Origin of the sequence: Bradyrhizobium oligotrophicum S58, assembly GCF_000344805.1 — a bacterium.
GTDB classification, from domain to species: domain Bacteria; phylum Pseudomonadota; class Alphaproteobacteria; order Rhizobiales; family Xanthobacteraceae; genus Bradyrhizobium; species Bradyrhizobium oligotrophicum.
Window position 1 is genome coordinate 2629088 of sequence record NC_020453.1, and the last position, 13741, is coordinate 2642828.

The 13741-nt window shown below is 64.1% G+C and carries 14 protein-coding genes; 6 read left to right on the forward strand and 8 right to left on the reverse strand.

The genetic code is table 11. From position 1 onward, the window contains the following. Nucleotides 1–5: 5 nt before the first annotated feature. From S58_RS11370 to S58_RS11385, 4 genes are all read left to right on the forward strand, one after another. On the forward strand, nucleotides 6–1112 hold the full coding sequence (locus S58_RS11370; RefSeq protein ID WP_015665446.1) for an electron transfer flavoprotein subunit alpha/FixB family protein: 1107 nt from the start codon (nucleotides 6–8) through the stop codon (nucleotides 1110–1112). A gap of 16 nt (nucleotides 1113–1128) precedes the next feature. After that, nucleotides 1129–2436 carry an FAD-dependent monooxygenase gene (locus S58_RS11375; protein ID WP_015665447.1) on the forward strand — a complete coding sequence of 436 codons (1308 nt, stop codon included), beginning with the start codon at nucleotides 1129–1131 and terminating at the stop codon, nucleotides 2434–2436. Nucleotides 2437–2478: 42 nt separating this feature from the next. Continuing rightward, entirely contained in the window at nucleotides 2479–2775 is a 297-nt protein-coding gene (locus S58_RS11380; protein WP_015665448.1) for a ferredoxin family protein, read from the forward strand. 162 nt (nucleotides 2776–2937) lie between these two features. Then, a complete protein-coding gene (locus S58_RS11385) occupies nucleotides 2938–3144 on the forward strand; it encodes a TOBE domain-containing protein (RefSeq protein ID WP_015665449.1) in 207 nt (68 codons plus the stop codon). 29 nt (nucleotides 3145–3173) lie between these two features. Here the strand turns inward: S58_RS11385 and S58_RS11390 are convergent, their stop codons facing one another. After that, on the reverse strand, nucleotides 3174–3755 hold the full coding sequence (locus S58_RS11390; protein ID WP_015665450.1) for a DUF2478 domain-containing protein: 582 nt from the start codon (nucleotides 3753–3755) through the stop codon (nucleotides 3174–3176). Between the two features lie 101 nt (nucleotides 3756–3856). Here S58_RS11390 and modD point away from each other — a divergent pair, with 101 nt between their 5' ends. After that, complete coding sequence (modD, locus tag S58_RS11395) at nucleotides 3857–4723, forward strand: ModD protein (protein WP_015665451.1); 867 nt, start codon at nucleotides 3857–3859, stop codon at nucleotides 4721–4723. A gap of 14 nt (nucleotides 4724–4737) precedes the next feature. Here modD and S58_RS11400 read toward each other — a convergent pair whose 3' ends face one another. From S58_RS11400 to S58_RS11415, 4 genes are all read right to left on the reverse strand, one after another. After that, nucleotides 4738–7086 (reverse strand): ABC transporter substrate-binding protein, encoded by a 2349-nt coding sequence (locus tag S58_RS11400; RefSeq protein ID WP_052351207.1) that lies wholly within the window; start codon nucleotides 7084–7086, stop codon nucleotides 4738–4740. A 104-nt stretch (nucleotides 7087–7190) separates the two neighbouring features. Next, nucleotides 7191–8114, reverse strand: a complete 924-nt coding sequence (locus S58_RS11405; protein ID WP_015665453.1) for an SEL1-like repeat protein — start codon at nucleotides 8112–8114, stop codon at nucleotides 7191–7193. A gap of 502 nt (nucleotides 8115–8616) precedes the next feature. Then, complete coding sequence (locus tag S58_RS11410) at nucleotides 8617–9162, reverse strand: carboxymuconolactone decarboxylase family protein (RefSeq protein ID WP_015665454.1); 546 nt, start codon at nucleotides 9160–9162, stop codon at nucleotides 8617–8619. 2 nt (nucleotides 9163–9164) lie between these two features. Continuing rightward, nucleotides 9165–9719, reverse strand: a complete 555-nt coding sequence (locus S58_RS11415; RefSeq protein ID WP_015665455.1) for a peroxiredoxin — start codon at nucleotides 9717–9719, stop codon at nucleotides 9165–9167. A 639-nt stretch (nucleotides 9720–10358) separates the two neighbouring features. Between S58_RS11415 and S58_RS11420 the strand changes: the two genes are divergently transcribed. After that, nucleotides 10359–11114 carry an SDR family NAD(P)-dependent oxidoreductase gene (locus S58_RS11420; protein ID WP_015665456.1) on the forward strand — a complete coding sequence of 252 codons (756 nt, stop codon included), beginning with the start codon at nucleotides 10359–10361 and terminating at the stop codon, nucleotides 11112–11114. A 32-nt stretch (nucleotides 11115–11146) separates the two neighbouring features. Here S58_RS11420 and S58_RS11425 read toward each other — a convergent pair whose 3' ends face one another. From S58_RS11425 to S58_RS11435, 3 genes are read right to left on the reverse strand one after another with little or no spacing between them, the layout of a single operon-like run. Then, nucleotides 11147–11848 (reverse strand): DUF1045 domain-containing protein, encoded by a 702-nt coding sequence (locus S58_RS11425; protein ID WP_015665457.1) that lies wholly within the window; start codon nucleotides 11846–11848, stop codon nucleotides 11147–11149. A gap of 7 nt (nucleotides 11849–11855) precedes the next feature. Next, nucleotides 11856–13040, reverse strand: a complete 1185-nt coding sequence (locus S58_RS11430; RefSeq protein WP_015665458.1) for an alpha-D-ribose 1-methylphosphonate 5-triphosphate diphosphatase — start codon at nucleotides 13038–13040, stop codon at nucleotides 11856–11858. Then, complete coding sequence (locus S58_RS11435; RefSeq protein WP_042339236.1) at nucleotides 13037–13699, reverse strand: LbetaH domain-containing protein; 663 nt, start codon at nucleotides 13697–13699, stop codon at nucleotides 13037–13039. Before S58_RS11435 ends, S58_RS11430 begins: the two co-directional genes overlap by 4 nt. Nucleotides 13700–13741 lie beyond the last annotated feature (42 nt).

The following is a 13741-nucleotide window of genomic DNA, read 5'->3' on the forward strand; positions in this document are numbered from 1 at the left end:
CGACCATGAGCGAACCCACCAAAGCACCGCCTGCCGCAGCCGGTCGCGCCGCGACCAAGAAGGAGCTGCCGGAGCATTTCAAGGCCTACAAGCACGTCTGGGTGTTCATCGAACAGGAGCGCGGCCAGGTCCATTCGGTCTCCTGGGAGCTGATGGGGGCGGGACGCAAGCTCGCCGACAAGCTGAAGGTCGATCTTGCCGCGGTCGTGATCGGACCGCCGGGCGAGGCGGTCCAGCATGCCGCGGCGGAGTCGTTCTGCTACGGTGCCGATCTTGCCTACATCGTTGCCGACGATGTTCTCACCGACTATCGCAACGAGGCCTATACCAAGGCGCTGACCGACGTCGTCAACACCTTCAAGCCGGAGATCCTGCTGCTCGGCGCCACCACGCTCGGCCGCGATCTCGCGGGCTCGGTGGCGACGACCTTGCTCACCGGCCTGACCGCCGACTGCACTGAACTCGACGTCGACGCCGACGGGTCGCTCGCGGCCACGCGGCCGACCTTCGGCGGCTCGCTGCTCTGTACGATCTACACGCTGAACTATCGGCCGCAGATGGCGACCGTGCGTCCGCGCGTGATGCCGATGCCGGAGCGCTTGGAGAAGCCAGCGACCCGGATCATCGAGCACAAGCTCGGCCTGGTCGAGGAGGACATCGTCACCAAGGTGCTGTCCTTCATCCCGGACCGCGACTCGGCGAAATCCAACCTCGCTTATGCCGACGTCGTGGTCGCCGGCGGTCTCGGACTTGGCTCGCCCGAGAACTTCCAGCTCGTCAAGGGGCTCGCCGCGGTGCTCGGCGCCGAGTTCGGCTGCTCGCGGCCGCTGGTGCAGAAGGGCTGGGTGACCTCGGACCGCCAGATCGGCCAGACCGGCAAGACGATCCGCCCGAAGCTCTACATCGCGGCCGGCATTTCCGGCGCGATCCAGCATCGGGTGGGCGTCGAGGGCGCCGACCTGATCGTCGCCATCAACACCGACAAGAACGCGCCGATCTTCGACTTCGCCCATGTCGGCATCGTCACCGACGCGATCCGGCTGTTGCCGGCACTCACCGAAGCCTTCCGGGCGCGGCTGTCGCCGCATTCGCGCGATCGCATCGCAAGCTAGAGAGAGGAGCAGGGCAATGATCGAGGAACGGTTCGACGCGATCGTCGTGGGCGCCGGCATGGCCGGCAATGCTGCTGCGCTGACCATGGCCAAGCGCGGCATGAAGGTGCTGCAGCTCGAGCGCGGCGAGTATTCCGGCTCGAAGAACGTGCAGGGCGCGATCCTTTATGCGGACATGCTGGAGAAGCTGATTCCGGATTTCCGCGAGGAAGCGCCGCTGGAGCGGCATCTGGTCGAGCAGCGCTTCTGGATGCTCGACGACAAGTCCCATGTCGGCCTGCACTACAAGTCGGACGATTTCAATGAAGAGAAGCCGAACCGCTACACCATCATCCGGGCGCAGTTCGACAAATGGTTCTCGTCCAAGGTCAAGGAAGCCGGCGCCACCGTGCTGTGCGAGACGACCGTGACCGAACTGGCGCAGGACGCCTATGGCAAGGTCATCGGCGTCAGGACCGACCGGCGCGATGGTGAGATCCATGCCGATGTCGTCGTGCTCGCCGAAGGCGTCAACGGCCTGCTCGGCAGCCGCGCCGGCCTGCGCGACCGGCCGAAGCCGGAAAACGTCGCGCTGGCGGTCAAGGAGATGCACTTCCTGCCGCGTGAGACGATCGAGGCGCGCTTCAATCTGAAGGGCGATGAAGGTGCCGTCATCGAGGCCGTCGGCACGATCTCCCGCGGCATGACGGGGATGGGCTTCATCTACTCCAACAAGGAGTGCATCTCCCTCGGCATCGGCTGTCTCGTGTCCGACTTCCAGAAGACCGGCGAGACGCCGTACGGCCTGTTGGAGCGCTTCAAGCAGCATCCCTCGGTGGCGCCGCTGATCGAGGGCTCGGAGGTCAAGGAGTACTCGGCGCATCTCATTCCCGAGGGCGGCTACAACGCGATCCCGGAGCTCTGCGGTGACGGCTGGGTCGTGGTCGGCGACGCCGCCCAGCTCAACAATGCCGTTCACCGCGAAGGCTCCAATCTGGCGATGACCTCCGGCCGCATCGCGGCCGAGGCGATCTTCCAGGTGAAGTCGCGCCGCGACCCGATGACCAAAGCCAACCTCGCGCTCTACAAAAAGATGCTGGAGGATTCCTTCGTCATCAAGGACCTGAAGAAATACAAGGACATGCCGGCGCTGCTGCACAACCAGTCGCAGAACTTCTTCCTGACCTATCCGCAGCTCGTCTCGAAAGCGATGCAGAACTTCGTCCGTGTCGACGGCACGCCGAAGAAGGAGAAGGAAAGCAGCACGCTGCGCTCGTTCGTGAGCGCGAGGTCGTGGACGGGTCTGTTCGGCGATGCGTTCCGCTTTGCACGGGCGTGGCGCTGATCTGTCGACTGAACGAAACAACTGGGCCAAGGGAGATCAGACATGAGCACGGATGTCGCGGTACGCGTCGAGGACAAGCTGTTCTACAATCGCTATCAAGTCGATCCGGGCCGGGCCCACATCAAGGTCCGTCCGCACACGACGCCGACGCCGCAGCTCAAGGCGCTGCTGAATGCGTGCCCGGCGCGCTGCTACGAGCTCAACGACAAGGGGCAGGTCGAGATCACGGTCGACGGCTGCATCGAGTGCGGCACCTGCCGCGTCATCGGCGAGGCCAGCGGCGACATCGAGTGGAGCTATCCGCGCGGTGGTTACGGCGTGTTGTTCAAGTTCGGCTGAGGCGTGGGTTGAAAGGGCCGGGCAGGCGACGTGCCATCGTGTGTGTGCGCGCCGCCGCCGCGTGATGCTATATCAAAATTGATATAGGTCATTGAGTTCAGGCGATCTCTCTGCTTACATCGCTCCTGCAGCAACAAAGCTGCAGCAGATGAGGAGCAGCAGGTGAAGCTGAGCGCACGAAATGTTTTGCCGGGGAAAGTCATCTCTGTCGCCAAAGGCACGACCACGGCTCACGTCAAGGTCGAGCTCGCGCCAGGACTGACGGTGTTCTCGGCCATCACCAATGAGGCCGTCGATGAACTCGCGCTTCAGGTCGGAGACAGCGTGTCGGCGGTGATCAAGTCGTCAGACGTCATGATTGGCAAGTAGTGGTGACGCCAGGGGGGCCTTGACGGGGCTCAGCGGCCGCTTTCCGCGTGTGAGTTCAGCGTGAGCCACCAGGCATCCATCGCGGAACGCGACGGCTGCAGCAGGGTGCCGAGGTCGCCGGTAAACGTCCGCCAGTCCTCGATGCATTTCTGCGGGACGGCGGTCAGCACGGGGATGCCGGACGTGATCGCGTCGGCCAGCTCGCCGCGCAGTCCGCTTCCCGACGCCTCCTGCTTGGAGAATTTGTTGATCACGATGAGGTCGGCATGGGCAGCGATGGCGCGATGAACGGCCATGCCGGCTTCGGCGAGGCCGGCAGAATCGAGCTTGCAGGCCGTGGATCCGCTGCCGAGGTCCTGGCAGATCGAGATCGTATCGCCATTCGTGAGGTCGATGACGTCCATCCCGCTCTTCCTGCCGACCTCGTCTCTCGTATTGCGCTGAACGATGCCGCCGACGCGCACGCCGCCCTGCTGGAGCCCCTGGACAAAATCGTCCAGCAGGACATCGGCATCGTCGCCGGGTCCATACAGGATGGCGGCGAGGCGGAGCGGATTGAGCTCGGCAGGGTCGTGCAGCATCGTCGGTTGGGCCTCGGCTGGGGCCGTCATTCCGTTCGGCCGTCCAGGCTTGCTGGTCTGGCGATCGAAGGCCGGCGCCGGCGGCGACTATAGCGATGATGCGGCCTTGAGACAAAGAGGAGATGTCGCCCGTGCGGACCACTGCCACCCACCAGGAGCTCGAGTCCCTGCTTCGGGACGACGTTCCCCATGGCGATCTGACCACCGAGACGCTCGGGATCGGCGCCGTGCCTGGGGCGATGCAGTTCGCTGCACGCGACCGGATGGTGCTGGCGCTGGCTGAGGACGCGGCGGCGTTGATCGAGCTGGCCGGGTGCCAGGTCGAGCTGCTCGCGGCAAGCGGAACGGTGCTGGAGCAGGGTGCTCCAATCCTGCGGGCGCAGGGATCCGCCGCGGGTCTGTTGCGCGGCTGGAAGGTGGCGCAGACGCTGATCGAAATCTGGTCCGGCGTGGCGACGGAAGCCGAGGCGATCGTCCGCGCAGCGCGCGCGGTGAGGCCGGGCATTGCGATCGCCTGCACGCGCAAGAACGTCCCGGGCACGAAGCAGTTCGCGGTCGCCGCGGTGAAGGCAGGCGGTGCGGTGATGCACCGGCTCGGCCTGTCCGAGACGATCCTGGTCTTTCCCGAGCACCGGGCGTTTCTCGGTGACACGCCGCTTGCCGACGCCGCCGAGCGGCTGCGGCGCGCCGCGCCGGAGAAGCGGCTCGTCATCGAGGTCACGGGAATCGAGCAGGCTGTCGCGGCTGCCGTTGCCGGCTTCGACGTCATCCAGGCCGAGAAGTTTCCGCCTGGAGACATCGAGGCACTCGTGAGGCGGATCGACGCGATGGCGGCATTGCGGACACGGCCGATCATTGCCGCTGCGGGCGGCGTCAATGCGCACAACGCGGCCGCCTATGCGGCCGCCGGCGCCGACCTGCTGGTCACCTCGGCGCCATACCTTGCGCGTCCCTGCGACGTGCAGGTACGGATCGTCAGGGCGCCGGCCGCGGTTTGACGACGCCCTTCGGACTATTGCGGCTGGCGCACAGGCGCGCGCTTCTGGCGGTTGACCCGCCACTCCAGGAATTCGCGAAACAGACGGGCGTCGGTCGTCGGTGCACCGCTCGGCGGCAGCTCGCCGGCCTGCGCATTGGCGCCCAGGACTTGCGTGGCCGGCATGTTGCGGTCGAGCCATTCCTGCGCCGTCTTGAACCTCGTCCAGCCCGCGATCGGAGCGAGCGGCGCCACTTCCATCCATTTGGGATGAAACGGCGGCCGCTGCAGCGTCGGCAGGTTGTTGAACAATGCCTCGACCAGCAGGGAGAGGCGGCGGTGGCGATCGGTGCCGGGTTGCCAGTTGAACGACGCCAGCAAAGCCTCTGCGGCAATCGTATTCACCGGAGCCCCGGCACTGACGAGGTTGGGATAGTCTTCGGCAGACAGTTGCGCCGGCAGATAATCGTCATGCAGCGCCTTGTCGTACTCGACGGGCACGAGATGCAGATTGGGGTCGTTGACCTGATTCAGCCACTGCAACGGCTTGCCTTCGACCGCGATGATCGCATCGATGTCGCCCCGCCGCAGCATGTCCAGCGCCAGCCGCGGCTCGATGTAAAGAAGGTGAGGCCTGATCCCCAGGCGTTCGAACACGTTGATCGAGGTAACGAAGGTGCCGCCATCGGGCAGGTCGACCGCGATGGTCTTGCCGTCGAGTTCGCTGAGGCTGGTGATCGATTTCGGCGCCACGACGTGCATCTCTTCATTGAACAGCTTGGCGACATAGACCAGCTGCTCGTGCACATTGCTGGCGAAATCCTTGCGCTCGAGAAAGGCCAACGTGTCCTTGCGAATGATACCGGCATCGACGCCGCGCAGCAGCAGGATGTCGGCCACCGACTGGACCGAGCCGCGGCCGATCACGGGTAGCACGCGCAACTCGGTGCCTTTGTCGAGCACCGATGCGAGATCCGCGCCCATGTTCGCGTAGGTGCTGCCGAGCGATCCCGTCATCAGCGTCACGGTGTTGGCATTCAGCTGGTTCGCCAGGTCGCGCTTCGCGGTGCCGTAGCGGAAGATGGTCTTGAAGGAGTCGCTGACGCTGCCGGGATCGATGCCGCTGCGCACCGGCCCGAAGCGCTGCCACTTGCCGCCCGTGAACTGCATCATCTGCATCTGCTCGAGCGGCGCGTGGTCGTGTGAGCTGGTGTTGATGGTGATTCCCGGCGTCAGCATCGGCAATTTGAGGCCCTTCAAGGACGCCGCGTGCTTCATGATGTTGTCGCGCGACAGGTCGTCGCCGCAATTCCTCAACACCGCCACCATCGCATTTGCCGCGAGGTAGCCGAACGTCGCAAGGCCATTGCTGCGGGGAATGTCGGGCAGATAGCGGTCCATGAACGCAGACCATTCCCGGTAGGACGAATCGCCCGCAGCCGCGGCCTCGTCACCCTCGTAGTAGTAGCCCGCGGAAAGGATGCCTTCGGCATTCTGCAGACCCGCCGGCTGCATCACCGCCGAGACCGACTCCGACACCGTCGAAATGATGTGATCCGGATGCCAGCCGAGCTCGGCGGCGCGGCGGATCGCCATGACGGCAAATTTTGGCGTGGTCACATCGAAGAAGATGTCGGCGCCGGAGGCCTTCAACGTAGCGACCTGCTGATTGACGTTGGCGTCGGTCACCTTGTAGGTCGCCTCCGCCACGATCGGAAGCTTGCCGCCCAGGCCGTCCTTCAGTCCCTTGACGTAGTCCTTACCGAAATCATCGTCCTGGTAGAGAATGGCGATCTTGCCGCGGCTGTGGGTTTCCAGCAGGTACTGGGCATAGACGTGCGCCTCGGCCTGGTAGCTCGGCTGAAAGCCCATGGTCCACGGAAAGTCGTGCGGCTGGTCCCACTGCGATGAGCCGGAGGCGACGAACAATTGCGGGACTTTGTTGGCGTTGAGATACGGGCGGACCGCCAGGTTGGGAGCCGTGCCCAAGCTCGCGAACGTCAACAGCACCTTGTCCTCTTCGACGAGCCTGCGCGTCAGCTCCATGGTCTTCTGCGGAGCGTAGCCGTCGTCGTATGAGATGAAGTTGATGCGCCGGCCGTTGATGCCGCCCTCGGCATTGATCTTGTTGAAATAGGCGGCGATGGCCTTGCCGATGACGCCATAGGCGAGGGCAGGGCCGCTATAGGGCATCGTGTTGCCGATGCGGATTTCGCTGTCGGCCGCAACCGCCGCCTGATGGCCGGTCAGCGCGATCGGAGCGGACAGAGCCAAGGCGAGACATGCGGCTGCCCCGGCCCGGCTGTTGTTCGGCCGTCGTTCGAGGCGTCGGCTCCCTGTACTGGCTGAGCAGGCGCGAACTGCAGCGTCGATGCCCTGCATCATCAATCCTCCCATCGATATGTCGTTTTTCGGCGCACACAATCGCGGCCGCCCGTCTTGCCGAAAGCGGTGACGGATCGCGCGCGAGCGCTCCGGTTCTGAGCTTGTTAGCGTGCGGCCGAGATGCGGCGGTTGGCTTCCGGCGATCCTTGCTCTGCCGCCCTGAGATACCAGATGCGCGCCTTGGCGGCGTCGGGAACGGCCCCAAGGATCCGAGATTTCGTCAGCTCGGTGGGATCGTAGGTCCGCGCGAGCAGAAGCGAGGCCTCGGCGATCCCTGCGTCAGAGAGCCGTGTCAGGATCAGGCGCGCGCTTGCGACGTCGCCGGCAGCGAGCAGGTCGCGTCCGCGCTTCATGAGCATATCGACCTCGTCTCTCGGCAGAGGAACGGTTGGACGGGATGCGATCGGCGGGAGCGGGGGAGACGGGTTCGAGACCGCCGGTGCAGCCATGGCCGGCGGAGGCGAGGATGGAGATGAGGGCCAGCTCCGCGTCATCACGTCGGTATTGCTGGGGGCCATCAGCGAGGCGACCGTTTGCGGCGGATCCTCCTGGGCGACCTTGGCTTCTGCCGGGTCGATCTGCGCCAGGCTTTCCAGGACGGTCGATGGCATGATCTGGCTCTTGCCGCTCGGTGCCGTTCCGCCATTGCCATTGTCGAAGGAGACCATGTTCACGACGATCATCGCAACGGATGCGGCGATGCCGATGGCGGCGCCAATCTTGACGAGGCCGCCGAGACGGAACGACTTGTCCGGATCATCCGGCGGCAACGGCATCACGACGGGATCGAGCTTCGAATTCCAGGCGCGATGTTGTTCCTCGTCATCGAGGTCGACGGCGGCCGGCCGTGCCGGCAGCGAGTTGGGCCGTGCGATCAGATGATGCGGCAGGGGGACGTTATCTACCGGCGACTCATGCATCGTCGGACCGACGTCCGCCTGGCGACGGCGCGGCGCATATTTGCGAAGCTCCTCACTCGCCCAAGGCGGGGCCGGCTTCGCCGGATCGTTCTGAACTGGAGCACTCATCACTAGCCTCCTGTCTCCGACGACCGGGTCGTGGGAGAGAGCTTCAGGGCGTCAGGCACGCGCGGTCCAACCGAGGATCGCATGATGCGAGCTCGGAGGAAATGCACCAACGCTTCCGTCGAGACTGACAGGTCCGGTTTCCTTCCGACATGCGCGCCACTGTTTTCGCGCGTCCTGGTCACAATCGATGTTGCTTGGCCCTAAGCTGATCAATGTTCTTGGCGGGAAGCGTGAGTAGGTAAGGCTATTTGATGGAAATTTCCCGGCTTGCCGCATCCGTCGATACGCGCAATGCGCGAGCCGGGACGTAAGTCCAACCGGCCGCCGGAATAAGACTGGAGTATCTGAATGCCGCGGCTATTGCGACTTTGCCGTGAAGTCAGATGCTTAGCTGCCGGCCCGGTTGCGGGCGTTGCGCAATATTCTACAACCCAGACGTGAATGTCTGAAAAGCAAATGCGGCCGGACAATGCCGGCCGCATTCACATATCGGGTCGATTTTCTACTCGGCCGCGAGGGCGACGGCCACACCAGCGGCTTCGATCGCGACGGCGACCGACTGGATGATGGCAGCGAAGCGGACGGCCGTCTGGACCGTGGCGGCGTTCACACCCGCATCCTGCAGAACCTTTTCGTGCGCGTCGATGCAGGTGCCGCAGCCGTTGATGGCGGACACCGCCAGCGACCACAGCTCGAAATCGGCCTTGTCGACACCGGGATTGGCGATGACGTTCATCCGCAGCCGTGCCGGCATCGTTGCGTACTCCTTGTTCGAGGCAAGGTGCACGAATCGATAGTAGACGTTGTTCATGGCCATGATCGCGGCGGCTGATTTCGCCGCCGCCAAGGCGGCCGGCGACAGCTGCGCGGCTGCGACCGATTCGAGTGCCGTCGTCACCGTCGGATTGCGGGTCGCAATCGCGCAGGCGACGAACAGCCCATATTTGGCCTGCGGCGGTAGCGTCTCATCCGAAGCCATGGACGACAGATTGAGCCTGACGTCCTTGGCGAAGTCCGGGATCTGGGCCTTCAGCTGCTCGATCGACATGATCAAGCAACCTTCAGAGTCTCGCCGCCGACCTCGCGGTTGCAGGGGCAGAGTTCGTCGGTCTGCAGCGCGTCCAGCACGCGCAGCGTGTCCTTCGGTGCGCGACCGACGTTGAGGTTGGTCGCATAGACGTGCTGGATCGTGTTGTCGGGATCGACGATGAACGTATAGCGGTAGGCGACGCCGTCCGGCGAGCGGACGCCGAGACCGTCCACCAGCGCACCCTTGGTGTCGGCGAATTGCCAGATCGGCAGCTTGTGCAGATCCTTGTGGTCGCGACGCCAGGCCAGCTTGACGAATTCATTGTCGGTCGAGCCGCCGAGCACGACCGCGTCGCGGTCGGCGAAGTCGTTTGCGAGCCGAGCGAACTCGGCGATTTCCGTCGGGCAGACGAAAGTGAAGTCCTTCGGATAGAAGAAGATGATCTTCCATTTTCCGGGGAAGCTCGTCTCGGTCAAGGTCTCGAAGGCGCTCTCGCCCTTCTCCTCCTGAAAATGAAAACCGGGCTTCACGCCGACGATTTCGAACGAAGGCAGCTTACTTCCAATTCCGAGCATGTCGCACTCCAAGAAAATATTGCGCTGCAATAGCGAGGCCCGTTGTGCATTGCAAGCGATATGCCATTAGCTATCAACATCAATGCTTTGTCGTAAAGGCGACAGCGGGTTTGATGTTGCTGCGATTGCGAATGAGAGTGATGTTCGGGATCTGCCCAAGACACTGCCACGAGCTTGGGAGCGGAATACGCAGCGTCCGATTCGTGACATTCGGTCGAACGCGCGCGATGCATTCTGAGCGTGCGGCTCATGCCAGGCACAAAGACGAGTTGACGGCGCGGCATCGACCGATCGCCTCACGCCTGGACAATGGTCCTTCTCAGCTGCGGCGGCCCTGCAATTTCTTTGTGCGGTCGCAGTGGCAAAATCGACATCGTGACCGCGACTGCGATGCGGGTTTGACCAAAGCGACCCTGTAAGCGGCAGCAAGGTGACATTCGATCGGCAGCGCAATGCCATCGCCTCTGCTCCCACGTGTCGGGCTGCACGAGGTTGTCAGCTTTTCAGCAGATCGCGTCTGTTATTTCGCCTTGCTGCTGTACCGCGCGACCATAGTCTCCTCGCGGACTTGCAAAGGCCTGGGACGATTTCCCCAGCGTGAGCAGGCTGACGCCCACACAAAGACCAACGGAGACGATCATGGACCTGGGATTGGCCGGCAAGAGCGTGCTGGTGACAGGTGGCAGCAAAGGTATCGGACTTGCGATCGCGGAGTTGTTTGCCGCTGAGGGCGCAAACGTGGCGATCTGCGCGCGCGATGCGGAAGCGGTCGGCAAGGCGGTGACGAAGCTCACGGCAAAGGGTGTCAAGGCGTGGGGGCAGGTGATCGACGTTGCCGATGCCGCTGCGCTGAAGGGCTGGGTCGACGGCGCGGCGCAGGAGTTCGGCGGCGTCGATTGCGTGGTCTGCAATGTCAGCGCGCTCGCCGTCGGCGATTCGCCGGAGACATGGGAAAAATCCTTCCGGATCGACATGATGCATACGGTCAACTCGGTGGCGGCGGCCGTACCCTATCTCGAGCAGTCGACATCGGCTTCGATCAACATCATCTCCAGCGTGTCTGGATTTGAAGTCGACTTTGCCGCGGGATCCTATGGGGCGATCAAGGGCGCGCTGATCCATTACGCGAAGGGGCTCGCGCACCAGCTCGTGGCCAAGGGCATTCGCGTCAACGCCGTCTCGCCGGGCAACACGTATTTCGAAGGCGGCATCTGGCAGAACATCGAGAACGGCTCGCCTGACCTGTTCAAGACCGCGATGGGCTTGAATCCAACTGGCCGGATGGGAACCGCAGCGGAGGTGGCATACGGCGTGGTGATGCTGGCCAGTCCATTGGCCAGCCGGATCTCCGGAACCAACCTCGTCATTGACGGCGCTCTGACGAAGGCGGTGTAGGCCGGCTTCCCAACTTCGCTTGAACCACTCGGTTACTTGCCGGTGATTGGCCAGCTTCCGATGATGCTGAAGCGGCTGCTTGCGCCGAGCTGCCGGAACAGCGCAATGCGCTCGATCGCCAGCGTGGCGATCTCGAGGGCTGCGAAGCGGCGCTGGAGCATGGCCAGTATCGGCCGACGTCGTTCGTCGGACAACCGGCATGTCAGCGTCATGTGGAAGCGGAAGTCCTCCATCACGTATTGGTAGCCCCAGCGATCGAGGTGCTCGCGCTGGCGCGGCGTCATCAGTTCTGGCTTGCGCCTGGCGCGGTCATTGGGAGTCATCGGCGCACGAAACGGCTCGAACGCAAGGACACAGGCGGCCGCAAACTCCTGCAGCGCCGGCGACGCCTCACCAGGGATCACTGCGATGAAGCCGCTGATCGCCTCCACGACAGGCCGGATGAGCGGAATGGTCCGAGGTGTCGCGGCGAAGTCGGCGCAGGCCTCACATAGCTCGGCCTCGGTGCGCGCGTCGGCCAGCGCAAATGGCGCCTTCAGCGTGGCATGGAAGCCGTATTTGCGGGCGTCAGCGGTCAGCTCGGACCAATCTGGAACCGCGTCGGTGATCTCGCGCGGGAAGTCCAGCCCGCAGCCGACCCAGGCATCGTAACCAAGCAGACTGGCGCCGAATCTGGCGAGCGGCGCATCTGCCGCCGGTGCGTAGTAGATTGCGTAACGCGGGAAATCGGTCATGAGAACGTTACTCTGCCGCGGCCGCGCGCGGCGCCACGGCGGTGCTGAGGCGATTGGTCTCGGTGAGGTAGACCAAGCGGCCGGCTGCGATCACGGCAACGACGCGCGGGCGCATCGGCGCGCTGTCATCCACGAGGATGATATCCGCACGTTGCCCCGCGGCGAGAGCGCCGCGATCCGACAAGCCCGCGGCATGCGCCGGGCCAGCCGAGATCAGGCTCCACGCGCGAGGCAAAGAGAGAATGCGGTCGGCGACGAGGCGGTAGGCGGCCAGCAGCGGAGCTGGATAATAATAGTCGGACGCCAGCACCGAGCACAGGCCCTTGCTGATCATCTCGCTGGCCTTGGTCCAGCCGGTATGGCTGCCGCCGCGGACGACGTTGGGGGCGCCAAATACGATTGCATCGCCACCCGCAGCGGCCTCGCGCGCGGTCTCCTCGTTGACTGGAAACTCCGCGATGCCCACGCCTTGTCCGCGAAAGGCTCGGCGCATCTCGGGACTCTCGTCATCATGCGACAGCATCCGGATGCCGGCCTGGCGTGCGGCTTCGGCAAGGCGTGCGATGGATGCCGGCACGGCGTCGGCGCGCGCGGCAATGCGTTGGACGAGGCGATCGAAATCGTCGCCGGACAGGCCGGCGCGATCCACCATGCGCTGACGCTTGTGAGGCTTGTCCAGGCTCGCGACGGTGGAGTCCATGTGGTCGTTGAAGGCGAACAGGTCGATCCGCTGTGCGGCGAGCAGCCCGCGGATTTCGTTCTCGTCGTCGAGATTGTAGGTCTCGTGACGCAGGTGGAAGCGGGTGTCGGCGGCGAGCCGCGGCCGCAGCGCTTCGATCGATTCCAGCAGGTGACGCGCATTGGCGGCACTGCGCAGCCCGGGCTCCCATGACCAGGTGGCCGCATGGAAGACCGTGGTGATGCCATTGCTGACCGCCTGGCGATCGCTGTCGATCAGCGCGACGTCGATCGGAAAATCGACGCCTGCGCGGGGCATCATCTGCCGCTCGAAGGCGTCACCATGGATATCGACGATGCCGGGCAGCACCGCAAGTCCACCTGCGTCGAGGTCGAGACCGGCGTGGCCGGAGGCGTCGAGCCTGGAGATCAGGCCCTCGGAAATCGTCAATGATGTGTGGGTGAGATCAGGGCCGATCAGGCAGCGGCCACCGGAGATGAAAATATCAGTCATGGGGCGGCACTCTGCCGCACCCTGTGCGCTGCGTCGAGTGCTCCTTCATGCTTGTCCAGAAACTCGGTGATCCCGAGCCTGCGGAAATCCGGCAGCGCGGCGCGCAGTGCCTCGTGCTCCCAATCCCACCAGGCGAGATTGACGAGGCGCTGCTCGATCTCGAGCGGAAAGCGGCGCTTGATCGGTCGTGCGGGATTGCCGGCCACGATCGTGTAGGGCGGCACGCTCTTGGTCACGATGGCGCCAGCCGCCACGACCGCGCCGGTGCCGATGTTGCGGCCAGGCAATATGATCGCGCCATGGCCGATCCAGACATCGTGCCCAATGTCGACGTGATGTTCTCTGCGCCAGGCGAAGAACTCCGCATCGTCTGCTTCGCCAGGGAAATAGGAACTGGCGCGGTAGGTGAAGTGCGCCTGGGTCGCGCGGTGCATCGGGTGGTTGCCCGGATTGATCCGGGTCATCGCCGCGATCGAGCAGAACTTTCCGATCGTCGTGTAGGTGATCTGGGCGTCGTTGACCACGTAGGAGTAGTCGCCCATTGTCACCTCCTGAAGGATGGTGCGGGCGCCGACCTCGCAATAGATGCCGAGCCCTACATCCTGAAGTTTCGCCGAGGGATCAACGGTAGGAGTTATCGAAAGCGATTTGCCGGCCATCTCAAGTCCTGTCTTCACTCCGGGGAGTGTGTATGTCGTCCA

Excerpts from the sequence above, each read along its gene's own strand:
- S58_RS11430 (WP_015665458.1), bottom strand. The coding sequence starts at position 13,040 with ATGACTGATATTTTCATCTCCGGTGGCCGCTGCCTGATCGGCCCTGAT.
- S58_RS11425 (WP_015665457.1), bottom strand. The coding sequence starts at position 11,848 with ATGACCGATTTCCCGCGTTACGCAATCTACTACGCACCGGCGGCAGAT.
- S58_RS11415 (WP_015665455.1), bottom strand. The coding sequence starts at position 9,719 with ATGCTCGGAATTGGAAGTAAGCTGCCTTCGTTCGAAATCGTCGGCGTG.
- S58_RS11410 (WP_015665454.1), bottom strand. The coding sequence starts at position 9,162 with ATGTCGATCGAGCAGCTGAAGGCCCAGATCCCGGACTTCGCCAAGGAC.
- S58_RS11390 (WP_015665450.1), bottom strand. The coding sequence starts at position 3,755 with ATGACGGCCCCAGCCGAGGCCCAACCGACGATGCTGCACGACCCTGCC.
- S58_RS11420 (WP_015665456.1), top strand. The coding sequence starts at position 10,359 with ATGGACCTGGGATTGGCCGGCAAGAGCGTGCTGGTGACAGGTGGCAGC.
- S58_RS11405 (WP_015665453.1), bottom strand. The coding sequence starts at position 8,114 with ATGAGTGCTCCAGTTCAGAACGATCCGGCGAAGCCGGCCCCGCCTTGG.
- S58_RS11435 (WP_042339236.1), bottom strand. The coding sequence starts at position 13,699 with ATGGCCGGCAAATCGCTTTCGATAACTCCTACCGTTGATCCCTCGGCG.
- S58_RS11380 (WP_015665448.1), top strand. The coding sequence starts at position 2,479 with ATGAGCACGGATGTCGCGGTACGCGTCGAGGACAAGCTGTTCTACAAT.
- S58_RS11400 (WP_052351207.1), bottom strand. The coding sequence starts at position 7,086 with ATGATGCAGGGCATCGACGCTGCAGTTCGCGCCTGCTCAGCCAGTACA.
- S58_RS11375 (WP_015665447.1), top strand. The coding sequence starts at position 1,129 with ATGATCGAGGAACGGTTCGACGCGATCGTCGTGGGCGCCGGCATGGCC.
- S58_RS11370 (WP_015665446.1), top strand. The coding sequence starts at position 6 with ATGAGCGAACCCACCAAAGCACCGCCTGCCGCAGCCGGTCGCGCCGCG.